The following is a 22,836-nucleotide window of genomic DNA, read 5'->3' on the forward strand; positions in this document are numbered from 1 at the left end:
GGCTCCCACAGGCCAATTCGCTGATAGAATAAGCGGTTAGCCTATCCATTCCGGCCCAGACCATGTCCTCACACCTCACCGAAACCCGCCGCCGGCGCAGCTTCGCCATCGTCAGCCATCCTGACGCCGGCAAGACGACGCTGACCGAAAAGCTGCTGCTGTTCGGCGGCGCGATCCAGATGGCCGGCTCGGTGAAGAGCCGCAAGGCGGCGCGCCACGCCACCTCCGACTGGATGGCACTGGAAAAGGAACGCGGCATCTCGGTGACCTCGTCGGTCATGCAGTTCCCGTACGACGACGCCATCGTGAACCTGCTCGACACCCCGGGCCACGCGGACTTCTCGGAAGATACCTATCGTGTGCTCACCGCGGTCGACTCGGCCCTGATGGTGATCGACTGCGCGAAGGGCGTCGAGGAACGCACCATCAAGCTGATGGAAGTCTGCCGGTTGCGTGACACGCCGATCATGACCTTCATCAACAAGCTCGATCGCGAAGGCCGTTCACCGATCGAACTGCTCGATGAAGTCGAGTCCGTGCTCGGCATCGCCTGCGCACCACTCACCTGGCCGATCGGCATGGGTTCGCGCCTGAAGGGTGTCTACCACGTGCTTCTCGACGAAGTGCATGTCTTCGAACCGGGCAAGAACGCCACCCGCCAGGATTCGACCATCTTCAAGGGTCTCGACCATCCGGATCTCGCCGCGCGCATCGGCCAGGCCGCGCTGGACGAACTGCGCGAGGAACTCGAACTGGTGATCGGCGCATCGAATCCGTTCGACATCGACGCCTACCTCGCAGGCAAGCAGACGCCTGTCTTCTTCGGCTCGGCGGTGAACAATTTCGGCGTGCAGCTGCTGCTCGACTTCTTCGTCGAACATGCCCCGTCGCCGCGCTCGCGCGACACGCTCACGCGCGAAGTGAAGCCCGACGAAGAGAAGCTCACCGGCTTCGTCTTCAAGATCCAGGCGAACATGGATCCGGCGCATCGCGACCGCGTTGCCTTCATGCGCGTGTGCTCAGGCACGTATACCGCGGGCATGAAGATGCAGCAGACGCGCACGGGCAAGGAAGTGCGCATCGCCAATGCACTGACCTTCATGGCCTCCGATCGCGAGATCGTCGAGCGCGCCTACCCCGGTGACGTGATCGGCCTGCACAACCACGGCAGCATCACCATCGGCGACACCTTCACCGAAGGCGAGCCACTCTCGTTCACCGGCATCCCCAATTTCGCGCCGGAGCTGTTCCGTCGTGCACGCCTGCGCGACCCGATGAAGATGAAGGCCCTGCAAAAGGGTCTCGCGCAGCTGTCCGAAGAAGGCGCCACGCAGTTCTTCCGCCCGCTGATGTCGAACGATCTCATCCTGGGCGCCGTCGGCGTGCTGCAGTTCGACGTCGTCGCCTATCGGTTGAAGGACGAATACAACGTGGATTCGGCGTTCGAACAGGTGGGGGTCTCCACCGCGCGATGGATCCACTGCGACGACCCGAAAAAGCTCGAGGAATTCCGCGAGAAGAACGCCGGCAACCTGGCGATCGACGGCGCGGGCGAGCTGGTTTACCTGGCTCCGACACGCGTGAACCTGCAGCTCGCCCAGGAACGCTGGCCGACCGTGCGCTTCGCCGCCACCCGCGAACACGCCGCCTCAGTCGACGTGTAACACCGATTAAAGAGGTGGGTTGAGGAACCGGTGGATGGCCTGGACGACCACCGAGCCCTCGCCCACACCGGACGCCACGCGCTTGACCGAGCCCGAGCGCACGTCACCGACGGCGAAGACACCACGTAGCGTCGTCGCATAAGGCGACGGCGTGGCGTAACCGTCCGCATCGCGACCGGTCAGTACGAAGCCCTTCTTGTCCAGGTCCAGACAGCCCTGCAACCACGAGGTATTCGGCTCGGCGCCGATCATCACGAACAACGCACCGATTTTCTTGCGCTCCTGCGCACCACCGGCGCTGCACGACCAGCCCACTTCACGCAGGTAGGCATCGCCATCGAGGTGATCGATCTGGCAGTGCGTGTGCAGGGTGATACGCGGGGACTGCAGGATGCGCTGCACGAGATAGTCCGACATGGTCGCGGCCAGTCCGTTGCCGCGAACCAGGATATGCACGTGGGCGACCGTGCGTGCGAGGAACATCGCCGCCTGGCCCGCACTGTTGCCACCGCCGACCACGGCCACCTCTTCTCCCGCGCACAGCTGCGCTTCCATCGCGGTGGCCGCGTAGTGGATACCCTGGCCCTCGAAACGTTCGTAGTCGACGTGCTCGAGCTTGCGATAGCGCGCCCCTGTGGCGATCACGATGGCGCGGGCCGATGCGACGCTGCCGTCGTCCAGGGTGAGCCGGTAAGGGTGACCACCGCAATCGACGCTTTCCACGGTGCGCGCGATCGCCATATGCGCGCCGAACTTCATCGCCTGCACCTGGGCACGACCCGACAGTGCCTGACCCGAAATGCCGGTCGGGAAGCCCAGATAGTTTTCGATCTTCGAACTGGTACCGGCCTGCCCGCCGGGCGCGAGCGACTCGATGACCAGGGTGTCGAGCCCTTCGGAGGCCGCGTAGACGGCGGCGGCCAGTCCAGCCGGACCGGCTCCGACCACCACGACGTCGTGGACGTGGTCCTTGTCCAGTTCGATGCTGATGCCAAGGTCGTCAGCGAGTTCGCCATTGGTCGGGCAGCGCAGCACGCGCCGGTCCGGCATGATCACCACGGGGCACTCGCTCGGATCGAGTCCGAAGCCGTCGAGCAGGTGCCGGGCGTCCTCGTCGATATCCGTATCGAGCAGGCGGTACGGGTAGCCATTGCGGATCAGGAAGCTGCGCAGCCGGGCGGTGTCCGCAGCGTGCGCCGAGCCCGCCAGGATCACCCCGCCCTGGCCGCTCTGGATCAACCCCACGCGCCGCAGGATGAAGGCGCGCATGATGATTTCGCCGATGTCCGGCTCGCCCGAAACCAGCTTGCGGAAACTGGCCGGATTCATGCGCACCAGGCGGGTCTCCGTGCCCGCCCGCCCGTTGACCATGATCTTGCGTTCGCTGAAGAGGTCCACTTCACCGGTGAACTGGTTGGGACCGTGCACGACGAAGATGTTCGGCGTGCCGTCCTCGGCCGTGTCGTAAACCTCGATGGAGCCCTCGATCACGAAAAAATAGTCGACGCGGCGCTCACCGCGACGGAACAGCATCGTGCCGGCGGGCACGACCTCCTCCACCCCGTATTTCACCAGCCGAGCGGACATCTCCTCGTTGAGGTGCGGGAAGGTCTGCTCACGGCGATTCATCGGGCTCGACGGATCGTTTTCGGACGGTATGGCCATCGTGCAATTCCAGTGGGTATCGGGCGCGACAGCCCGCGGCTGTCACGTTAGCGGACGTGCCGCCGGCCTTCTTGTATCGGAGCACCATCATGCCTGCGTAGACTGCGGCCGCAAGTCCCACGCCGAGAGATCCATGTTCGCTGCCGAGACCGTCGTCACACCACCGGGCCGCCCGGCCCGCCTGCTTCGATCGCCGATCGCCAGGCTGGTCGTTTTCTTCACCTTGCTGAAGCTGTTCCAATGGGTCGCCGGCGAGGCGTGGACCGCGCTGGGACTGCCCCCGGGATTCGTTCCCTTTCGCGACACCACGCTGGTGATGGAACTGCTGCGACTGGGGCCCATCGTGCTGGCCTATGCCTTGCTGGTGGGGCTGCTGGAGCGGCGCCGGGTCGACGAACTCGCGCCGGCAAAGGCCGCGCCCCACCTGCTCCTCGGCCTGATGGGAGGCGCGCTGTGCTTCTCCCTGATCGTGGCGACCCTGTGGGCGCTGGGCGCCTTCGTCGTCGACGGCGTGAACCGCGACGTCGACTGGGTCGGACGCATCCTCGTCATGGGGGTCGGGGCGGGTATCGGCGAGGAAATCGTCAGTCGCGGCGTGATCTTCCGCATCATCGAGGAAGGCCTCGGCACCTGGGCCGCCTTGCTGGTCTCGGCCGCGGTCTTCGGCGGCCTGCACGCCTGGAACCCCAATGCGACCGCCTGGAGCGTCGTCGCCATCGCCCTCGAGGCAGGCCTGCTGTTCGGCCTCCTCTACCACGTCACCCGCTCGCTCTGGGTTTGCATGGGCGCCCATGCCGCGTGGAACGTCGCCCAGGGCCCGTTCTACGGCATCCCCGTCTCGGGCTTCGAGCAACGTGGCCTGCTCGCCTCGCACATGCAGGGACCCACCTGGCTCACGGGGGGCGCCTTCGGCGCCGAAGCCTCCGTCGTCGCCCTGTGCATCTGTTCGCTCGCCACCTCCGTATGTCTTGCCGTGGCGATCCGCCGCGGCAGCCTCGTCCCGCCGCCGTGGAGAAGACCCGGCACTCAACCTGGCTGAGCAAAGGCCGTTAAAGTGCAGAACGCCACGTAACGGTGGCATTGTTACCTCCTGAACCCCTGACCGGTCATCGCATGTCCTCCAACGAAAAGCAGCGCAACTGGCTCGCCGACCAGCCGCTACAGCGCAAGATCGTCATCGCCATCGGCGCCTTGCTGGCCCTCTTCGTCGCGGCCTGCATTGCCAACCTCGGGTCGCTGTGGCGGGAAAACGACACGCGGGACTGGTCCAAGCACACCTATGTGGTGTTGCTCACCCTCGCCGATGTAAACAATGACGCGCAGATGCGCCAGGTCGCTTCGCGCGGATTCCTGCTCACCCAGTCCGACACCGAGTACGCCGATTTCGAGACCGCGGACCGGGACCTCGTCCGGAGTCTGGCCAGCCTGCGCCAGCTCACCGCCGACAACCCCTTGCAGCAGTCGCGCATCGACCGCCTGCAGGACATGCTCGACCGCTGGAAGGCCGAGGTCACCAAGTACGCCCTCGAGCCCATGCGGGCCATTGGCAATGCGGACACGCCGGAAGGCGCACTCGCGCGCGAGTCCATCCGCCACGACTACCTCAGTCACCGCACCGTCATCATGGCCGACGTGCGCAAGCTGATCGACGAGATGTCGGCGACGGAGCGCGTCCTGCTCGACACCCGCAACGGCGCGCTGGACGACGTCCTCGTTGCGACCAAGTACATCGACATCGTTTCGCTGCTGGCCTGCCTGGCCTTCGGCCTTTTCGTCATCAGCATGACCTTCCGCCTGATCACCCGCCCGATCGTGCGCATGACCGAGCTGATGTCGCGCCTGGCCGCCCATGACCACAGCATCGAGGTGCGCCAGCTCACCCGCCGCGACGAGATCGGCGAGATCGCGCGCGCCCTGCAGGTCTTCAAGGAAATGTCGATCGAGACCGCGGGCCAGACCTGGCTGAAGTCCACGGTGACCTCGATCTCCAACAGGCTGCAGGGTGCGACGACGTATCGCGAGTTCGCCGACGTGCTGGTGACCGAACTGGTTCCGGTGATGAAGGCCGGCCTGGGCGTTTTCTACCTGTACCACGAGGACACCACGCGCCTGGAGCGCCTGGGCACGTATGGCTTCAAGGAGCGCCGCCATGTCACGTCCGAATACCAGCTCGGCGAAGGCCTGGTTGGCCAGGCGGCGGCGGAGCGCCGCACGATCGTCCTGCAGGACGTTCCCGAGGACTACACCCGCATCCATTCGGGCACGGGCGAAGGGGCGCCGCGCAGCATCGTGGTGTTGCCTGTCACCTCGCGCGAGAACCTGCTCGGCGTCGTGGAAATCGGCAGCTTCGCCCACCTCACCGCCATCGAGGACCGCCTGCTCGAAGAGCTGATGCCGATCGTTGCGCTGTCGCTGGAAAACCTCGGCCGCGCGATCAGTACCCGCGCGCTGCTCGAACAGACGCAGAGCCAGGCCGATGAGCTGCGCGCCTCCGAAGAGGCCTTGCGCAGCCAGCAGGAAGACCTGCGTTCGACCAATGAAGAACTGAAGACCAAGACGACCGAGCTGCAGGAACAGTCGCAGCGGCTGGTTGCTTCCGAAGAAGAGCTGCGCGTGCAGACCGAGGAGCTGCACGCCTCGAACGAGGAACTGCGCGAGAAGAGCGTCACCCTCAACGAGCAGAAGGACGCCCTCGAGACGCTGCAGAAGGACACCCAGGGCAAGGCCGAGGAGCTGGCGCGCGCGAGCCAGTACAAGTCCGAGTTCCTCGCCAACATGTCGCACGAGCTGCGCACGCCGCTGAACAGCCTGCTGATCCTCTCGCGCAGCCTTGCCGACAATGACGAGGAAAACCTTTCGGGCGAGCAGGTGGAATCGGCGAGGATCATCCACGACGCCGGATCCAACCTGCTGCGGCTGATCAACGACATCCTCGACCTCTCGAAGGTCGAAGCCGGCAAGATGGACCTGGTGGTCGACACCTTCCCCCTGGCCGACCTCGCCCGCACGCTCACCCGCACGTTCAACCATGTTGCCCAGGAAAAGAAACTCGCCTTTTCCGTAGACATGGATGCGGGCCTGCCGGCCACCATCCGCACGGATGGCGCCAAGCTCGAGCAGGTCGCCAACAACCTGCTGAGCAATGCCTTCAAGTTCACCGCCAGGGGCACCGTACGCCTGCACGTCTCGCGCCCGCCGGCGGGTAGCGTGCTCCCGGATGGCCTGGTTCCCGAGACGACGATCGCCTTCGCGGTCAGCGATACCGGCATCGGCATTCCCGACGACAAGATGCAGCGCGTCTTCCATGCCTTCGAACAGGTGGATGCCAGCACCAGCCGCCAGTACGGCGGTACGGGGCTGGGCCTGGCTATCTCGCGACGCATCGCCATGCTGCTCGGCGGCGACATCGTACTGGCCAGCGAAGCGGGGCAAGGCAGCACGTTCACCGTCTACCTGCCCGAAGACGCACCCGACACCGGCCGCCTTGCGGACCCGGTACCCTTGCAGCAGGCGGCCGCCGAAGCAACGCTGCCGCTCTCGCCCGGCTTGATCGCCGAGACCATCGACGACGACCGTGCATCGCTCGCTGCCGGTGACACCGTCATCCTGGTGATCGAGGACGATCCCGCGTTCGCCCGGATCCTGGCCGACATGGTCCACCGCAAGGGCCACCGCGTGCTTGCCGCGGGCGATGGCGAATCCGGACTCGCCCTGGCCAAGCGCTATCGCCCCACCGGCATATTGCTCGACGTCATGCTTCCGGGCATGGACGGCTGGACCGTGATCGAGCGCCTGAAGGGCGACGTCGCCACGCGGCACATCCCGGTCCACTTCATCTCGGCGACCGACGATGCGACGCGCGGCATGGAACTGGGGGCCGTCGGCTTCCTGACCAAGCCGGTCAGTCGCGAGTCCATCGCCAACGCCTTCGACCGCATGCTGCATTTCGCCACCGGCCGCACGCGGCACCTGCTCGTGGTCGATGACGACGCCAGCGCACGCACGGCCGTGCGTACCCTCCTCAAGGACGATTCGGTCGTGATCGAGGAAGCCTCATCGGGCGAAGAAGCCCTGTCGAAAACCTCGCACACGGTCTTCGACTGCATCGTGCTCGATCTGGGCTTGCCGGGCATGTCCGGTATCGACTTCCTCGAGCACCTCTCGCGTGGCGGCCATACGCCGCCGGTCGTCGTCTACTCGGGTCGCGACCTGAGCCGCGAAGAGAGCATGAAGATCCGCCAGTACACCGACAGCATCGTGGTGAAGGGCGCGCGCTCGCCGGACCGCCTCCTCGACGAGGTGAGCCTGTTCCTGCACTCGATCCGCCATGGCGGCGGCGCGCGCGACGAAGCCGCCACCGCGGCCGGCGGCGTCGACGAAGCTGGCCTGCGCGGTCGGCGCCTGCTGCTGGTCGACGACGACATGCGCAACCTGTTCGCGCTATCGAAGGTGCTGCGTGCCAAGGGCATCGATGTGGTCATGGCGCAGGACGGGCAGAAAGCGCTCGACACCATGGACAGCGACAAGGGCATCGAGCTGGTCCTCATGGACATCATGATGCCGGTGATGGATGGCTACGACACGATGCGCGCGATCCGCGCGCGGCCCGAAGTCGCCAAGGTGCCGATCATCGCGCTGACCGCCAAAGCGATGCGCGGTGACCGCGAGAAGTGCCTGGAAGCCGGCGCCAACGACTATCTATCCAAGCCGATCGACGTGGACCGCCTCCTGTCGATGATCCGCGTCTGGCTGCCGACCCGGAGCTGAAGTGGATATCGAAGACATCGAGGTCCAGCTGTTCGTCCGCGCCATGCAACTGCGGCATGGCTACGACTTCAGTGAGTACGCGCCCGCCTCACTGAAGCGGCGCGTGCAGCAGCTGGTCCGCACCCACGGCGTCGCGTCGATCAGTGAGCTCAATAGCCGACTGCTCCACGAGGATGGCTTCGTCGCCCGCGTGATCGAGGGTCTGTCGGTACCGGTGTCGGAAATGTTCCGCGATCCGCCCGTGTTCCGCGCCCTGCGCGACAAGGTGTTCCCGGTGCTGGCCTCGTACCCCGAGATCAACATCTGGCAGGCCGGCTGCGCACACGGCCAGGAGGTCTACTCGCTCGCTATCCTGCTCGAGGAAGCCGGGCTGTACGAACGTTCGCGCATCTACGCCACCGACTTCAACGACGCCGCGCTGGCCATCGCCGCGGATGGCATCTACGCCACCCGCGAGGCGCGCGACTGGTCGCGCAACTACATGGAAGCTGGCGGCAGCCACTCGCTGAGCGACTACTACAGCGCACGCTACGACTTCATCAAACTCGACCAGCGTCTCCGTCGCAACGTCACCTTCTTCAACCACAACCTGGTCACCGACGAGGTGTTCTGCGAGGCACATCTCATCCTGTGCCGGAACGTGCTCATCTACTTCAGCAACCCCTTGCAGGACCGGACGCTCGGCCTGTTCCGGAATAGCCTCGTCCGCGGCGGATTCCTTTGCCTGGGCACGCGCGAGAACATCGATTTCTCGCCGGCCGGCGCCGGCTTCACCGATGTGGAGCACGCGCTGCGCATCTACCAGGTCGGTGGTACCGGCGCGCGGGCACTCAGCCGATGAAGGCGCGCCAGGCGATCGTGATCGGCTGTAGCGCCGGGGGGCTCACCGCCCTGCAACGCCTGCTGCCCGGTCTCGACACGCAGCTGGGTGTGCCGGTCGTGATCTGTTGTCATACCGCATCAGCCGACGTCACCATCCTGGTCGACTTGCTGGGCCGCTACGCGCGCCTGCCGGTCGTCGAGGCCAACGAGAGGGCTCCCGCCGATCCCGGCGTGATCCACGTCGCGCCGAGCGGCTATCACCTGATGGTCGAACCAAACTTTCATTTCTCGCTCAGCGTCGATGCGAAAGTCGCTTACGCGCGACCATCGATCGACGTGCTTTTCGAAACCGCGGCGGATGCGTGGCGCGATGGACTCATCGCCGTGCTCCTGACCGGCGCCAACTCCGACGGCGCCCAGGGACTGGTCGCCGTCCGTCATGCCGGTGGATACGCCATCGTGCAGGACCCCCTTACCGCGGAATCGGATGTCATGCCCCTTGCCGGCCTCGAGGCCGCGGGCGCCGATGCCTGCCTGCCACTGGAAGCCATTGCGGCCAAGCTCAACGAACTATGCCTTTCATGAATACGAATCGCCCCAAGATCCTCGTCGTCGACGACACCCCCGCCAACCTCGTTGCCATGCGCCGCCTGCTCGCACGCGCGGATGCCGACATCTTCGAAGCCGCCAGCGGCAATGAAGCGCTGGCCCTGTGCCTGGACCATCAGTTCGCACTCGTACTGCTGGACGTCAACATGCCGGAGATGGACGGCTTCGAGGTGGCCCAGTTCATCTCCGAGACCGACCACCTCAGCGAGACGCCGATCATTTTCGTCACCGCGGCTTACGCCGATGACATCAACCGCATCAAGGGCTATACGGCGGGCGCGGTCGACTACATCGCCAAGCCGATCAACGACGTCATCCTGCAGTCGAAGGTGAAAATCTTCCTGGAGCTCTACCGCGCCCGCGCCTTGCTGCAACAGGCGCTGGACGAGCTGTCGACGCGTAACGAGCAGCTCACTTCCGAAGTCGCCGAGCGCACGCGGATGGAACAGCTGGTTCGCCACCAGGCGACCCACGATGCACTGACCGGCCTGCCCAATCGCATTCTCTTCCGCGAGCGCCTGGAAGATGCCATCGTCGCCGGCGATGCGGATGGCGGTTCGTTCGCCCTGGCGTATATCGACATCGACGGCTTCAAGGGCGTCAACGACGGTCATGGCCACGCGGCCGGCGATGCCTTGCTGAGGGCGATCGCTGGGCGACTCGGTGGCCGCACACGCGATACGGATACCGTGGCGCGCCTGGGCGGTGACGAGTTCGCCGTACTCCTGAACGATGCAGCCGATGCGGACGCCGCCCTGGCCCGCTGCCAGACGCTATGCGATGCGATCGCCGAGCCATACACGCTCGACGTCAATGACTCACGACTGGGAGTCACGATCGGCGCCAGTATCGGCGTGACACTCTTCCTTCCGGGTGACGCTTACGACCGCCTCGTGGTCGCCGCCGATACGGCCATGTACGACGCCAAGCGATCCGGCAAGAATCGCTGCGTGCTCGGCTGAATCAGAGGCTGGCCAGGAACGCTTCCAGTACCGCCCCGCGATAGCGCTGCCGATGCAAGAGGATCGACAGCGTTCGCTTCAGGTCGAGGAACGGCGTCGGCAGGACCACGAGCCGTTCCGTCTGCACGGCGTCCACGATCGCCACCTCGGGCAGGCACGCCAGGCCGAGGCCGGCGATCACGGCCTGCTTGATCGCTTCGGACTGATCCAGCTCCAGCACGACCTTGCCCTCGGGTAGCGCGGCCAGCGCCTGCTCGCTGAGTGCACGCGTCGCCGAGCCTCGTTCGCGCAGCACCCAGCGCTCGCCCGCAAAATGTTCGCGCCTGAGCCGGGCCTTCCCGGCGAGCGGATGATCGGGACGGGCACATACGACGAGGCGATCCTCGCGCCATGGCCGGGCTTCGATCGATGGGTGATTGACGGGCCCTTCGACGCAGCCGATGTCGAAATCGTGATCGAGCACGCCCTGGGCGATGCGCGCCGTGTTGGCGACGCCAAGCCGCAACGCCACGCCGGGGTGCTCGGTAGCGAAGCGGCCGATGAGGTCGCCGACCAGATAATTCCCGACCGTGTTGCTTGCGCCGATGCCGATATCGCCGGTGAGCTCCGCCACCGAGCCCTCGGCCCGGCGACCGAACTCGGCGTGGCGTTCGACCAGCTCCCGCGTCAACGGCAGCAGCTCGCGTCCACGATCGTTCAGGCGGAGTCGCCCACGCTCACGCGCAAACAGCGGCGAACCGATTTGTCGTTCCAGTTCGGCGAGCGCCATGCTCGCCGCCGGCTGGCTGAGGAACAGTCGCTCACTGGCCGCGCGTACGCTTCCCAGCGTGGCGACGGCGACGAAGACTTCTAGCTGGCGAGGGCTGACGGCATGCATAAGTCTTTCTTATACACGTGATCAGGCATTCTCAATATCCTTATCTAACCAGGCGCCGGACAATGGCGTATCGCCTGAAGGAAACGCCGCCGTGTCCGCTGTCACCGTCCCGCCCCCCTCCGCACCCCGCCTTCCCGGCATCCTTCTGGCCCTGTCCGTCGCTGCCGTGGCCTTCGGGCTCGGCCGGCTGATGCCGCTGATCGGTGGCGCCGTCTGCGGCATCGTCCTGGGCATCCTCGTCCGCCACTTCGCCCCGCCGGAAGAACGCTTCCAGCCAGGCATCCGCTTTGCCTCGAAGCAGGTGCTGCAGTGGTCGATCATCGCCCTGGGCTTCGGTCTCAGCCTCACCCAGGTCGCCCACACCGGCATGGAGTCGCTGTCAGTCACCCTGGCTACGGTGGCCGCAGCGGGCCTCGCGGCGTGGATCCTCGGTCGCGTACTCCGCGTGCACGACAAGTTGAAGCTACTGATCGGCGTGGGCACCGCCATCTGTGGTGGCTCGGCGATCGCCGCCGTGGTGCCGATCATCAAGCCGGACGAGCACGACACCGCCTTCGCCATCTCGACGATCTTCCTGTTCAACCTCGTCGCGGTACTGCTCTTTCCGGCCCTCGGCCACTGGATGGGCCTGTCCGACCTAGGCTTCGGCCTCTGGGCGGGCACCGCGATCAACGACACCTCCTCGGTGGTCGCCGCCGGTTACAGCTACAGTCACGCCGCCGGTGACTTCGCGACGATCGTCAAGCTCACGCGGGCGACGCTGATCATCCCGATCAGCCTGGGCATCGCCCTCATCGTCGCCTGGCGCGAGAAGCGCAGCGGGGCGACCGACTTCAGCCTGGCGAAGATCTTTCCCTGGTTCATCCTCTGGTTTCTCGTCGCCTCGGGCATTCGTACGGCCGGCCTCGTTCCCGAAGTCGCCCTGCCCGTCATTCACTTCGTGGCGGAGTGCCTGATCATCGTGGCGTTGACGGCCATCGGCCTGTCGGCGGACCTGCGGCGCATGGCATCCACCGGGCCGCGGCCGATCCTGCTGGGCCTCGGCGTCTGGGCGGCTGTCGCCCTGACAAGCCTGCTGGTGCAGCACCTTATCGGGCGCTGGTAACAAAGAAATGTGGGAGCCGCTTCAGCGGCGAATGAGGCACATGTGGGAGCCGCTTCAGCGGCGAATGAGGCACATGTGGGAGCCGCTTCAGCGGCGAAAAGCCAACAGGGCGGTGACGCCGCAAGGCTAATCGCCGATAAATCGGCTCCCACACAAACCATCAAGCATCGCCGATGAATCGGCTCCCACATGGACTGCCGGGTATCAGCCCCGCTTGGCCAGCGTCAGCAGCTGGTCGAGCAACGCGATGGCCAGGTCGATTTCATCGTGCGAGATGTCGAGCGACGGGGCGAACGTGATCACGTTCTTGTACCAGCCACCGACATCGAGCACGAGACCGATCTTCTTGCCGTTATGGGTGAGACCACCGGCCAGACCGATGTCGACCATGCGGTCGAGCAGGGCCTTGTTCGGCGTGAAGCCGTCGTCGGTGCAGATCTCGGCACGCAGCGCGAGGCCGAGGCCGTCGACGTCACCGATTTCCTTGTGGCGCTTCTGCAGGTCGCGCAGGCCGTCGAGGAAGTGCTTGCCCTTCTCCGCGACACGCGTGCCGTAGTCGAGCTCGTAGCCCATCTTGATCACTTCCAGGCCCAGCGCGGTGCCGAGCGGGTTGGAATTGAACGTGGAATGGGTCGAACCCGGCGGGAAGATCTCGGGGTTGATCAGCTCTTCGCGCGCCCAGATACCGGACAGCGGATTGAGGCCGTTGGTCAGCGCCTTGCCGAACACCAGCACGTCCGGATTCACGCCGAAATGCTCGATGGACCACAGCTTGCCGGTGCGCCAGAAACCCATCTGGATTTCGTCGACGACCATCAGGATGCCGTACTTGTCCAGGACCTTCTTGAGGTCGATGAAGAAGTTCTTCGGCGGGATCACGTAACCGCCGGTACCCTGGATCGGCTCGACGTAGAATGCGGCGTATTCGGCCTCGCCGACCTTGGGGTCCCACACGCCGTTGTATTCGGTTTCGAACAGGCGCTCGAACTGACGCACGCAGGCATCGGAATATTCTTCCGGCGTCATGCCCTTCGGGCGACGGAACGGATACGGGAACGGGATGAACTGCGCGCGCTCGCCGAAGTGGCCGAAGCGACGACGGTAGCGGTAGCTGGAGGTGATCGAAGAGGCGCCGAGGGTACGACCGTGGTAGCCGCCTTCGAAGGCGAACATGAGGCTCTTGCCACCACGCGCGTTACGCACGATCTTCAGCGAGTCTTCCACGGCCTGTGCGCCGCCGACGTTGAAGTGGCAGCGACCGTCGAGACCGAACTTCTGCTTGGCGTCGACCGCGATGGTCTTGGCGAGCTCGATCTTGCCCTGGTGCAGGTACTGGCTGGCCACCTGCGGCAGCAGGTCGATCTGCGCCTTCAGGGTGTCGTTGAGGCGCTTGTTGCCGTAACCGAAGTTCACGGCCGAGTACCACATCTGCAGATCGAGGAACGGGATGTTCTCGCTGTCGTAGATGTAGCTTCCTTCAGCGTGACGGAAGATCTTCGGCGGGTCCACGTAATGCACGGTATCGCCAAAGGAACAGTATTTCGCTTCGTCGGCGAGAAGGGTCGCGTCGTCGATGACGACCTGCGGGGTCTTGGAGAGGATGGTCATACGGAAATTTCCTGGACGTTCGTCGCGGTCATGGGCATAGCGGTCTGCGGCAGCAGCGTGCCGTCAATCAGGGCGGGAAGCAGTTCGACGGCTTCGTCGAAGCTTGCAATCGGCACGTAAGGAATACCGGCGGCGCGGCAGTGCTCGATGAGGCGGTTCTTGGCGAAGACGAAGTCCACGCGATCGGCAGCGCAGAAATCCGATGCGCCATCACCGATCAGCAGGGTCTTGCCGCCACGCGCCTTCGCGACTTCGACGCGGGCGCACTTGCACGTACCACTGCGGCAACCGCTGGCACTGAAGGGCGAGGTGAGGTTCCACGCGCGCGTGTCGACCTGGTTCAGGTGATTGGCCACGGTCGGCAGGCTGTCGATGCCGTGATGGGCGAGAATGGCGTGAATCGCATGGTCGAGGCCGTCGCTGACGATCTCCATGGGAATGCCGTATTCGATCGTCGCCTTCACGAACGCGGCAAAACCGTGGTCGATGTGCAGGCCGTCGAGGTGGCGATCCAGTTCGGCGCGGCTCATGTCCAACAGGGCGACCTGGCCGGCCATGCACACGGCCGAACCGATCACGCCGGCGCGCCAGTCGCGCTCGAGGATTTCCCAGCCCGGACGACCGAAGCGGTCCAGTAATGAGTCGATGACGTCCTCGACGGCGATCGTGCCGTCGAAGTCGCAAAGGATGTTCCAGTCAGGTGAGCTCAGCACAACGTAAGCAGCCGTTTTTCGGGATGCTGCGCAGGCTACGTGGCCTCCCTTTCCCACCCCTTTCCCGTGACGACAGCGTGAGCTAAGGCGGTTGTGGCATCCTTCGCACCTCCCCATCCCGGCTTTTCGCATGCGCCGTCCGTGTTTTGCCGCCCTGTTCCTGCTCGTGGCCTGCGCGGCCGTCCATGCCGAAGACGACACTGCACCGACGTATGCCTTCGGGGCGGGCGCACAGCGTCTGCCTGCCTGGCAGGGCTCGAAGGATCATCGCAATCAGGCCATCCCCTATGTCGACATCGAGATCCCCGGCGTGGGCGAGCTGTCGACCTCGGATGGCCTCAAGATCGATCTTCTCCACGGTGAACATTGGCACGGCGGCGCTTACGGCAGCTGGCTATGGGGCCGCACGCGCGATGCCCTGGGGCCGCTCGGCGGCAAGGTCGCCTCGCTTTCGCCGCGTTTCCAGGGGGGCGGCTACCTCGAATACGCGTTCACGAAGAAGTTCACCGTGGGTGGCCATGTCGCGCACGATACCGACGGTGCCGGTGCCTATGGCGCCCTTTACGCCGACTACCAGCTACCCGATGTCTGGTACATCCAGCACTCGCTCGAGCTGCAGGTGCAGGGAATGAATGGTCCGGCCATGCGTCGCTTCTTCGGCGTCACTCCCGCCGAGGCGGCCAATCTCGGCACGCGCGCATGGAGCCCGGGGGCCGGCGGGCAGTCGGCGGATATCGAGTACGACGCGTTCATTCCGACGTCGCTGCAGACCGGCTTTGCCCTGGCCGTGAGCTACGGGAAACTCTATGGCGGAGCCGGATCGAGTCCGCTCGTCAGCCACTTTGGATCCACGCGTCAGGTCACCGAAACGCTCGCCTTCGTCTATCACTTCTGAGCCGTTGCGTCAGGCCAGGTCGGCGTCCAGGCCATCCCGTTCGAAGGGCGAGGGAAGCGCGAACAGCACCGCCAGCATGACCAGGTGCGCCGCCGCGGAAAGGCACGGTGCCCACGTGGTGGAGAGCACATCGTGCGGCAGGATATCCCCGATCAGCACGTTGGCCAGGTTCCAGCCCCAATGCATACCGACCGCCAGCCAAAGCGAGCCTGTGCGCGCTACGGCGGTCGCGTACGCCAGGCCGAAAACAAACAGCGTCACCCATTCCGTCGGTCCGCGCTGCAGCCGGTAGATATGGTCGAGGACATACAGCACGCTCGACACGAGCACGAACACCCACGGCTGCCAGTGGATGCGGGCGGCACGATAGGGAAATCCACGCGTGATGATGTCTTCGGCCAGCGAGGGGATGAAGGTCACCAGGAGCGCCCAGGGAATCGACGACAGGAAGGACACCGCCGCGACAGGCGCCGCCTCGGGCGCCCGTGCCGCATAGACGTTCAACGCCATGCCCACGCAGACCGCGACGTACTTCATCAGCAAAGCCAGCGCGAGACCGCCTGCCAGCAGGAGCGGCGCGGTGCGACGCCATTCGAGCGCGTACGCCTCGTAGCCGCGGAAACCAAGCCAGCGACCTAGCGGCCACGCGGCCCCGAGCATGGCGAGCAGGAAGGCCGCCTGGACGGCCACGCTACCGAGCAGGCGAGCACCGAACCCTTCGGCGGCCTGGTACAGGACGAACAGGAGCGCGAACGCGAGCGCAATGCGCCTACGGCCGTTCGATAACATGGATTCCCCGGTACAAGTGTCGCCGGAGCCAAGCTTAGGGCGTGAACGCGTTGCGCGCCATAGCCTGTGGACAAGACTCGCCACGCAGCTCAGCGGTCGTCGCGGGTCCAGATGGCGTCGTCGCGCTCCTGGACCGGGAACACCGTGACCGGCTCGTACGCCGGTGGGCAGGTTACCTCGCCCGTGCGCAGGTCGAACCGCGCGCCATGACGCACGCACTCCACTTCGAAACCGACGACGGGACCGCCGGCCAGTTCACCACCGTCGTGCGTGCAGACGTCTTCGATCGCATACAGGGCGCCGTCGATGTTGTAGACGGCGATGGCCGTATCGCCATCCCAGACGACCCTGAACTCGCCCGGCAGGAGCTCGCTACGCGTGCCGACGCGAATCCAGTGGCTCATCGGCCCAGGTCCTTGACCAGGTACTCGAACCGAAGATCGTCGCGCTGCGGCAGGCCGAACCGCTCGTCGCCGTACGGAAAGGCTTTGGTGCGACCCGTGCGGACATAACCACGACGCTCGTACCAGGCGATCAATTCGGCGCGGATGTCGATCACGGTCATCTCGATCCTCTCGCTGCCCCATTCCTCGCGGGCGATGCGCTCGACTTCCTCGATGACCAGACGCCCGATGCCTGCGCCCTGCAGTGGTGGGTGCACGGAGAACATGCCGAAATAGCAGACCGGCCCCTGGTGCTCGATGTAGCAGGAAGCGCCGATGACGCCATCGCGCTCGAACAGCACGAAGCGGCCGTTCTCGCCGGTCAGGAGCTCGTCGATCTCGGTGACATCGGTACGCCGGCCATGCAGGAAGTCGGCCTCGGTGGTCCAGCCGGCACGACTGGCGTCACCGCGATAAGCGGACTCGACCAGGGCGGCGATCCGCGGGGCATCGGCAGCGGTGGCGGTTCGGAACGTATGCGTCGGTGTCATGGGCGGGCAGCAATGGCTCATGTGGGAACTGGCTTGTGTGGGAGCCGATTCATCGGCGATGGGGTGCTTGCGATCATGGCGAAAATTCCGCTCCGCAGGAATCGCCGCTGAAGCGGCTCCCACACAGAGCGAAGGCTGCCTCAAAGCAACAGCTTGCGCACCTTGCCGATCGCCTCGATGAAACCATCCACCTCGGCCTTCGTGTTGTAGAAGGCCAGCGACGCACGAAGGGTCGCGGGCACACCGAAGAAATGCATCAACGGGTGCGCACAGTGATGGCCCGAGCGTACAGCCACGCCCTGCAGGTCCAGAAGCGTCGCCATGTCGTTGGCGTGGGCGCCCTCGATCAGGAACGAGATAACGGGTTCCTTTTCTTTCGCACGACCGAAGATCCGCACGCCCGGCAGGTTCTCCACCGCGCTCGTCGCATACGCCAACAGGTCCTGTTCGTAGGCCTTGAGGCGATCGTAGCCAAGGTCTTCGATATAGCCGATGGCCGCCGCCATGCCCGCGAAGCCGGCGATATTCGGCGTGCCCGCTTCGAAGCGATGCGGCGGATCGGCGAACACCGTGCCCTCGAAGCGCACCTCGCGAATCATCTCGCCACCGCCGAAGAACGGCGGCATCGCCATCAGGTGTTCACGCCTGGCCCAGAGTGCGCCGGTACCGGTCGGCGCCAGCATCTTGTGCCCGGTAATCGCATAGAAGTCGCAGCCCAGGGCCTGTACGTCGATGCGACGATGCGGTGCCGCCTGCGAGCCGTCGACCAGCAGCGGAATGCCACGCTTGCGGCATTCGCGTGCGATCTCGCGGATCGGGTTGACCGTACCCAGCACGTTCGATACATGCCCGACGCAGGCGAGCTTGACCTCCGGCGTGAGCATCTCGAAGAACCGTTCGAGGATCAGGTCGCCATTCGCGTCGATCGGCGCCGCCTTGACCGTCGCGCCCGTACGCTCGGCGACCAGCTGCCAGGGCACGATGTTGGCGTGATGCTCCATCACCGTGGTGAGGATCGCGTCACCCGGCTTCAGGCGCGGCAGCGCGTAGCTGTAAGCGACCAGGTTGATCGCCTGCGTCGTACCGGAGGTCAGGATCACTTCGTCGCGCGAGGACGCGTTGATGAAGCGCGCGATGGCGTCGCGTGCACCTTCGTACGAGGCCGTCGCCTCTTCGCCCAGCGTATGCACCGCGCGCGCCACGTTGGCGTTGTGCTGGCGGTAGTGACGGTCCACCGCTTCGATCACCGACAGCGGCTTCTGGCTCGTGTTGGCGCTGTCGAAGTAGATCAGTGGCTTGCCGTGGACGGTGCGCGACAGCAGCGGAAAATCCGCGCGGATGCGCTCTACATCGAGCGGCAACACCGCTGGCTCGGGCTTGGCGTTCATGGCTTGGCTCCGGTATTCGGTGTGCGATGGGATTAGGCGAGCGCCTCGGCGGGACCGGTCGGCAGGTGACCGACCAGCAGGTCGCCCAGATGCTCGCGCAAGGCCTCGTTCGGCAGCGATTCGAGCGCGGCGCGGCAGAACGCCAGCGTGAGCAGGCTCCGCGCCTGTGCCAGCGGAATGCCACGCGACCGCAGGTAGAACAGCGAGCGTTCGTCGAGCTGGCCAATGGTCGCACCGTGCGCGGCCTTGACCTCGTCGGCGTAGATCTCGAGCTCCGGCTTGGTGTCGATCTCGGCCTGGGCCGAAAGCAGAAGATTCTTGTTGCTCAACGACGCATCGCTGCCGTCGGCACCTTCCGCTACCACGATGGCACCGCGGAAGACGCCACGTGCGCGACCATCCGCGATCCCACGCCAGAGGGCATCCGACGCGGTATCGCGTGCATTGTGGCGAACTTCGAGCTGGGTGTCGGTGTGCTGGCGGCCGCTCAGCGCAAAAACGCCGCGCGAGTCGAAGCGTGCGCCGTCACCAACCAGCTCGGTCGTGAGTTCGTGGCGCACGAGCGCGCCACCGAGTTCCAGCGCATGGACGGTCGCTTTGGCCGCTGCCTCGACGCGTACGTGGCTACGACGGACGAGCGTCGTCGATGCGGACGCGTCCTGCAGGAGCACCATGCCCAGCGTCGCGCCATCGCGCACGACGACGTCGGCAACGACGGTGCCCAACTGGGCGGCCTCACCCTGCGAGACGAAATGCTCGACCACGTCGGCGCGGGCACCCTGCCCTACATCGATCAGCACGCGAACATGCCAGGCGGTGTCGGCCTGCACGCCGCTGGAGACGTGAACGATATGCACCGGCTTCGCGATCATGGCGTTGCCGGCGATATGCAGGACAACGCCATCGACGGCAAGCGCCGCATTCAAGTGGGCGAAGGCATCGGCGGCGCCACGGCGATAGCGATTCGCGAGTGCGAAGCGAAGCGGCTCCGGCTGTGCGGCAAGCGCGACGCCGAGCGGCGAGAGCGAGACGCCCTCGCCTGCGTCCAGCGACGAAAGATCCGCACGGAACACGCCGTCGACAAAGACGATGCGCGGGCCGTCGACACCGGGCAGCGCATAGCGCGACGGTTCGACGACGACACCGTTCGCGACACCGGCGTCGGCCAGCGCGAACGCGCGCTGCGACAGCGCTCGGAGCGGTGTGTACTTCCAGGCCTCATTGCGGGCTTCGGGCAGGCCCGTCTCGGCGAGCGTCTCGAGATTCTCGCGGCGCGCGGCGTCGAGCCAGGCAATGCCGCTGGGCGGCACGGCCGCGGCGGCATCCAGTGCCGCCCGCACGAACGGGGACGGCGCGAGATTCATGCCGGAGCTCCGGCCAGATCGGCCTTGCGCAGTTCCGGATGGTGATCCGCCAACCAGGCGTAGCCCTGCTCCTCGAGTTTGAGCGCAAGGCTCTTGTCGCCACTCTCCACGATCCGTCCGCCGGCAAGCACGTGCACGAAGTCGGGCTCGATGTAGTCCAGCAGGCGCTGGTAATGGGTGACGATCAGGAACGACCGGTCCGGCGACCGCAGGGCGTTGACGCCTTCGGCGACCTGCTTCAGGGCATCGATATCGAGGCCGGAGTCGGTCTCGTCGAGGATCGCCAGCTTCGGCTCGAGCACGGCCATCTGGAAAATCTCGTTGCGCTTCTTCTCGCCACCGGAGAAGCCTTCGTTCACGGCGCGATGCAGCAGGTCGTCGGAAATCTGCATGACTTTGAGTTTCTCGCGCACCAGCTTGAGGAAGCGCATGGAGTCCAGCTCTTCCTCACCACGGAACTTCCGCTGCGCGTTGAGCGCGGCACGCAGGAAGTAGGTGTTGTTGACGCCGGGAATCTCCACCGGGTACTGGAAGGCGAGGAACATGCCGACGGCAGCGCGCTCTTCCGGCTCCAGTGCCAGCAGGTCGCGACCATCGAAGCTCACCGAGCCCTCGGTGACCTCGTAACCGTCACGTCCGGAGAGGACGTTCGCCAGCGTGGATTTACCCGCGCCGTTCGGCCCCATGATCGCGTGCACTTCACCGGGCTTCACGGCGAGCGAAAGGCCTTTGAGGATCTCCTTGCCTTCGACACGGGCATGGAGGTTGTCGATCGTAAGCATGTGCATGGTGCTATCCATCAGGGCGTGAGGTGCGACAGCGCGTCGAGCGCGTCATCGCGGCGATCCCAGGGCACGAACAGATGATCGTGCAGGAACGCGGAAACGGGGTTGCAGGGAATGCCGCGCTTGGCCAGCGCGGCGGAAACGGCGGCCATCAGGCCGACCGCGGTAAGACTCGACTGCACGCGCAGGGTGATGCGCGCCCAGAGCATGCGGTCGTTGCCGGGGATCTCGTCGTCCACGTCGACGATCAGTGTGGTGCCCTCGGCTTCGCGGAACATCATCAGGGCATCGGCCATGCGTTCCCGCGCCTTCTCGTGGGAGGCGTGCAGAAATCGCTTGGGCACCGGGTCGAGTTCCGGATCGAGCGCAGCCAGCAAGGCGCGCAGATCGGTCAGGCCCGGGGCGGAGCCGGCGATACCCATGCTCAGCCCACCGCGCCTTCGAGGGAGACCTCGAGCAGCTTCTTGGCTTCGACGGCAAATTCCATCGGCAGCTCACGAAACACCTGCTTGCAGAAGCCGTCGACAATCATCGAGACCGCGTCTTCCTCGCCGATACCGCGCGAGAGGCAGTAGAACAGCTGGTCGTCGGAAATCTTCGAGGTGGTGGCCTCGTGCTCGACGATGGCGCTGGGATTCTTCACTTCCATGTATGGGAAGGTGTGGGCACCGCACTTCTTGCCGATCAGCAGCGAATCGCACTGCGTGTAGTTACGCGCGCCATCGGCGCCCTTCTCGATCTTCACCAGGCCACGATAGCTGTTCGAGCTGCGGCCGGCGCTGATGCCCTTGGCGACGATCTTCGACTTGGTGTTCTTGCCGATGTGGATCATCTTGGTGCCGGTGTCGGCCTGCTGGCGGTGGTGCGTGAGCGCCACCGAGTAGAACTCACCCACCGAGCGGTCGCCGCGCAGCACGCAGCTGGGGTACTTCCAGGTGATCGCCGAACCGGTCTCGACCTGGGTCCAGGAGATCTTCGAATCCGCGCCGCGGCAGTCACCGCGCTTGGTCACGAAGTTGTAGATGCCGCCGACGCCGTTCTCATCGCCCGGGTACCAGTTCTGCACCGTGGAATACTTGATCTGCGCACGTTCGAGCGCGACCAGTTCGACGACGGCCGCATGCAGCTGGTTTTCGTCGCGCATCGGCGCCGTGCAGCCTTCGAGGTAGGACACATAAGCGTCGTCTTCGACGACGATCAGCGTGCGCTCGAACTGCCCGGTGTTGATCGCATTGATGCGGAAATAGGTCGACAGTTCCATCGGGCAACGCACGCCCTTGGGAATGAAGACGAAGCTGCCGTCCGAGAAGACCGCCGAATTGAGCGCGGCAAAGTAGTTGTCGCCGGTCGGAACCACGCTGCCCAGATACTGGCGCACCAGGTCACCGTGCTCGCGAATCGCCTCGGACATCGAGCAGAAGATCACCCCGGCCTCGGCCAGCTCCTTGCGGAAGGTCGTGCCGACGGAAACCGAATCGAACACCGCATCGACGGCTACGCCTGCAAGGCGGGCGCGCTCGTGCAGTGGCACGCCGAGCTTCTCGTAAGTCTCGAGCAGCTTCGGGTCGACTTCATCGAGCGACTTCGGGCCGGCCTTCGGCGCCGAGTAATAGCTGACGGCCTGATAGTCGATCGGCGCGATATCGAGCTTGGCCCAATCCGGCTCCGGCATGGTCAGCCAATGTCGATACGCGGCCAGGCGCCATTCGGTCATCCACTCCGGCTCGCCCTTGATCGCGGAGAGCTGGCGGACGGTATCCTCGCTCAGGCCCGGCGGAAGGCTGTCGGATTCGATATCGGTGACGAAACCGGCCTCGTAGCGGCGGTTGAGCGCCTCTACGACTTCAGCGTTGTCGCGCACCGGGGCTGCCACGTCGCGTGTCATGTTC

20 protein-coding genes are annotated in these 22,836 nt (G+C 65.2%); 8 read left to right on the forward strand and 12 right to left on the reverse strand.

Annotated elements, in window-relative coordinates:
- Positions 1–62: 62 nt before the first annotated feature.
- Positions 63–1,664, forward strand: coding sequence for a peptide chain release factor 3 (locus BJI69_RS02585; RefSeq protein ID WP_046965972.1), 1,602 nt, complete (start codon positions 63–65; stop codon positions 1,662–1,664).
- A 6-nt stretch (positions 1,665–1,670) separates the two neighbouring features.
- Here the strand turns inward: BJI69_RS02585 and BJI69_RS02590 are convergent, their stop codons facing one another.
- Positions 1,671–3,329: an FAD-dependent oxidoreductase gene (locus BJI69_RS02590; RefSeq protein WP_046965973.1), complete on the reverse strand. Its 1,659-nt coding sequence runs from the start codon at positions 3,327–3,329 to the stop codon at positions 1,671–1,673.
- A gap of 133 nt (positions 3,330–3,462) precedes the next feature.
- Here BJI69_RS02590 and BJI69_RS02595 point away from each other — a divergent pair, with 133 nt between their 5' ends.
- From BJI69_RS02595 to BJI69_RS02615, 5 genes are all read left to right on the forward strand, one after another.
- Positions 3,463–4,368, forward strand: coding sequence for a CPBP family intramembrane glutamic endopeptidase (locus BJI69_RS02595; protein ID WP_046965974.1), 906 nt, complete (start codon positions 3,463–3,465; stop codon positions 4,366–4,368).
- A gap of 74 nt (positions 4,369–4,442) precedes the next feature.
- Positions 4,443–8,096: a response regulator gene (locus BJI69_RS02600; protein WP_046965975.1), complete on the forward strand. Its 3,654-nt coding sequence runs from the start codon at positions 4,443–4,445 to the stop codon at positions 8,094–8,096.
- A 1-nt stretch (position 8,097) separates the two neighbouring features.
- The gene (locus tag BJI69_RS02605; RefSeq protein ID WP_046965976.1) at positions 8,098–8,937 is read left to right on the forward strand and encodes a CheR family methyltransferase; all 840 of its coding nucleotides are present in this window, start codon (positions 8,098–8,100) and stop codon (positions 8,935–8,937) included.
- Positions 8,934–9,503: a chemotaxis protein CheB gene (locus BJI69_RS02610; RefSeq protein WP_046965977.1), complete on the forward strand. Its 570-nt coding sequence runs from the start codon at positions 8,934–8,936 to the stop codon at positions 9,501–9,503. The genes BJI69_RS02605 and BJI69_RS02610 overlap by 4 nt, the downstream gene beginning before the upstream one ends.
- Positions 9,500–10,489 (forward strand): diguanylate cyclase domain-containing protein, encoded by a 990-nt coding sequence (locus BJI69_RS02615; RefSeq protein WP_046965978.1) that lies wholly within the window; start codon positions 9,500–9,502, stop codon positions 10,487–10,489. Before BJI69_RS02610 ends, BJI69_RS02615 begins: the two co-directional genes overlap by 4 nt.
- Position 10,490: 1 nt before the next feature.
- Here BJI69_RS02615 and BJI69_RS02620 read toward each other — a convergent pair whose 3' ends face one another.
- Entirely contained in the window at positions 10,491–11,366 is an 876-nt protein-coding gene (locus BJI69_RS02620; protein WP_046965979.1) for a LysR substrate-binding domain-containing protein, read from the reverse strand.
- Between the two features lie 91 nt (positions 11,367–11,457).
- Here BJI69_RS02620 and BJI69_RS02625 point away from each other — a divergent pair, with 91 nt between their 5' ends.
- On the forward strand, positions 11,458–12,471 hold the full coding sequence (locus tag BJI69_RS02625) for a YeiH family protein (protein WP_046965980.1): 1,014 nt from the start codon (positions 11,458–11,460) through the stop codon (positions 12,469–12,471).
- Positions 12,472–12,675: 204 nt separating this feature from the next.
- Here BJI69_RS02625 and BJI69_RS02630 read toward each other — a convergent pair whose 3' ends face one another.
- Positions 12,676–14,079, reverse strand: coding sequence for an aspartate aminotransferase family protein (locus BJI69_RS02630; RefSeq protein ID WP_046965981.1), 1,404 nt, complete (start codon positions 14,077–14,079; stop codon positions 12,676–12,678).
- Positions 14,076–14,789: an MtnX-like HAD-IB family phosphatase gene (locus tag BJI69_RS02635; protein WP_046966008.1), complete on the reverse strand. Its 714-nt coding sequence runs from the start codon at positions 14,787–14,789 to the stop codon at positions 14,076–14,078. The genes BJI69_RS02630 and BJI69_RS02635 overlap by 4 nt, the downstream gene beginning before the upstream one ends.
- Before the next feature lie 133 nt (positions 14,790–14,922).
- On the opposite strand from BJI69_RS02635, the gene BJI69_RS02640 reads away from it, so the two are divergent.
- A complete protein-coding gene (locus BJI69_RS02640; RefSeq protein WP_046965982.1) occupies positions 14,923–15,687 on the forward strand; it encodes a MipA/OmpV family protein in 765 nt (254 codons plus the stop codon).
- A 9-nt stretch (positions 15,688–15,696) separates the two neighbouring features.
- On the opposite strand, the gene BJI69_RS02645 is transcribed toward BJI69_RS02640, so the two are convergent.
- The 8 genes from BJI69_RS02645 to sufB form a co-directional block, all read right to left on the reverse strand.
- A complete protein-coding gene (locus BJI69_RS02645) occupies positions 15,697–16,476 on the reverse strand; it encodes a CPBP family intramembrane glutamic endopeptidase (protein ID WP_046965983.1) in 780 nt (259 codons plus the stop codon).
- A gap of 89 nt (positions 16,477–16,565) precedes the next feature.
- On the reverse strand, positions 16,566–16,880 hold the full coding sequence (locus tag BJI69_RS02650; protein WP_046965984.1) for a non-heme iron oxygenase ferredoxin subunit: 315 nt from the start codon (positions 16,878–16,880) through the stop codon (positions 16,566–16,568).
- On the reverse strand, positions 16,877–17,410 hold the full coding sequence (locus BJI69_RS02655) for a GNAT family N-acetyltransferase (protein WP_046965985.1): 534 nt from the start codon (positions 17,408–17,410) through the stop codon (positions 16,877–16,879). The genes BJI69_RS02650 and BJI69_RS02655 overlap by 4 nt, the downstream gene beginning before the upstream one ends.
- A 140-nt stretch (positions 17,411–17,550) precedes the next feature.
- Positions 17,551–18,798, reverse strand: a complete 1,248-nt coding sequence (locus BJI69_RS02660; RefSeq protein ID WP_046965986.1) for an aminotransferase class V-fold PLP-dependent enzyme — start codon at positions 18,796–18,798, stop codon at positions 17,551–17,553.
- 32 nt (positions 18,799–18,830) lie between these two features.
- Positions 18,831–20,162 carry a Fe-S cluster assembly protein SufD gene (gene sufD, locus BJI69_RS02665; protein ID WP_046965987.1) on the reverse strand — a complete coding sequence of 444 codons (1,332 nt, stop codon included), beginning with the start codon at positions 20,160–20,162 and terminating at the stop codon, positions 18,831–18,833.
- Positions 20,159–20,944 (reverse strand): Fe-S cluster assembly ATPase SufC, encoded by a 786-nt coding sequence (sufC, locus tag BJI69_RS02670; protein ID WP_046966009.1) that lies wholly within the window; start codon positions 20,942–20,944, stop codon positions 20,159–20,161. Before sufC ends, sufD begins: the two co-directional genes overlap by 4 nt.
- Positions 20,945–20,961: 17 nt before the next feature.
- Positions 20,962–21,369 (reverse strand): ACT domain-containing protein, encoded by a 408-nt coding sequence (locus tag BJI69_RS02675; RefSeq protein WP_046965988.1) that lies wholly within the window; start codon positions 21,367–21,369, stop codon positions 20,962–20,964.
- A 2-nt stretch (positions 21,370–21,371) separates the two neighbouring features.
- The gene (gene sufB / locus BJI69_RS02680) at positions 21,372–22,832 is read right to left on the reverse strand and encodes a Fe-S cluster assembly protein SufB (RefSeq protein WP_046966010.1); all 1,461 of its coding nucleotides are present in this window, start codon (positions 22,830–22,832) and stop codon (positions 21,372–21,374) included.
- Positions 22,833–22,836: the final 4 nt, after the last annotated feature.

The sequence above is a fragment of the Luteibacter rhizovicinus DSM 16549 genome, assembly GCF_001887595.1.
Lineage (GTDB): Bacteria > Pseudomonadota > Gammaproteobacteria > Xanthomonadales > Rhodanobacteraceae > Luteibacter > Luteibacter rhizovicinus.

Coding starts and splice junctions, on each gene's coding strand:
- BJI69_RS02595 (WP_046965974.1), top strand. CDS start 3,463: ATGTTCGCTGCCGAGACCGTCGTCACACCACCGGGCCGCCCGGCCCGC.
- sufD (WP_046965987.1), bottom strand. CDS start 20,162: ATGAATCTCGCGCCGTCCCCGTTCGTGCGGGCGGCACTGGATGCCGCC.
- BJI69_RS02615 (WP_046965978.1), top strand. CDS start 9,500: ATGAATACGAATCGCCCCAAGATCCTCGTCGTCGACGACACCCCCGCC.
- sufC (WP_046966009.1), bottom strand. CDS start 20,944: ATGCTTACGATCGACAACCTCCATGCCCGTGTCGAAGGCAAGGAGATC.
- BJI69_RS02590 (WP_046965973.1), bottom strand. CDS start 3,329: ATGGCCATACCGTCCGAAAACGATCCGTCGAGCCCGATGAATCGCCGT.
- BJI69_RS02640 (WP_046965982.1), top strand. CDS start 14,923: ATGCGCCGTCCGTGTTTTGCCGCCCTGTTCCTGCTCGTGGCCTGCGCG.
- BJI69_RS02650 (WP_046965984.1), bottom strand. CDS start 16,880: ATGAGCCACTGGATTCGCGTCGGCACGCGTAGCGAGCTCCTGCCGGGC.
- BJI69_RS02600 (WP_046965975.1), top strand. CDS start 4,443: ATGTCCTCCAACGAAAAGCAGCGCAACTGGCTCGCCGACCAGCCGCTA.
- BJI69_RS02620 (WP_046965979.1), bottom strand. CDS start 11,366: ATGCATGCCGTCAGCCCTCGCCAGCTAGAAGTCTTCGTCGCCGTCGCC.
- BJI69_RS02655 (WP_046965985.1), bottom strand. CDS start 17,410: ATGACACCGACGCATACGTTCCGAACCGCCACCGCTGCCGATGCCCCG.
- BJI69_RS02660 (WP_046965986.1), bottom strand. CDS start 18,798: ATGAACGCCAAGCCCGAGCCAGCGGTGTTGCCGCTCGATGTAGAGCGC.
- BJI69_RS02675 (WP_046965988.1), bottom strand. CDS start 21,369: ATGGGTATCGCCGGCTCCGCCCCGGGCCTGACCGATCTGCGCGCCTTG.
- BJI69_RS02585 (WP_046965972.1), top strand. CDS start 63: ATGTCCTCACACCTCACCGAAACCCGCCGCCGGCGCAGCTTCGCCATC.
- BJI69_RS02630 (WP_046965981.1), bottom strand. CDS start 14,079: ATGACCATCCTCTCCAAGACCCCGCAGGTCGTCATCGACGACGCGACC.
- BJI69_RS02610 (WP_046965977.1), top strand. CDS start 8,934: ATGAAGGCGCGCCAGGCGATCGTGATCGGCTGTAGCGCCGGGGGGCTC.
- sufB (WP_046966010.1), bottom strand. CDS start 22,832: ATGACACGCGACGTGGCAGCCCCGGTGCGCGACAACGCTGAAGTCGTA.
- BJI69_RS02645 (WP_046965983.1), bottom strand. CDS start 16,476: ATGTTATCGAACGGCCGTAGGCGCATTGCGCTCGCGTTCGCGCTCCTG.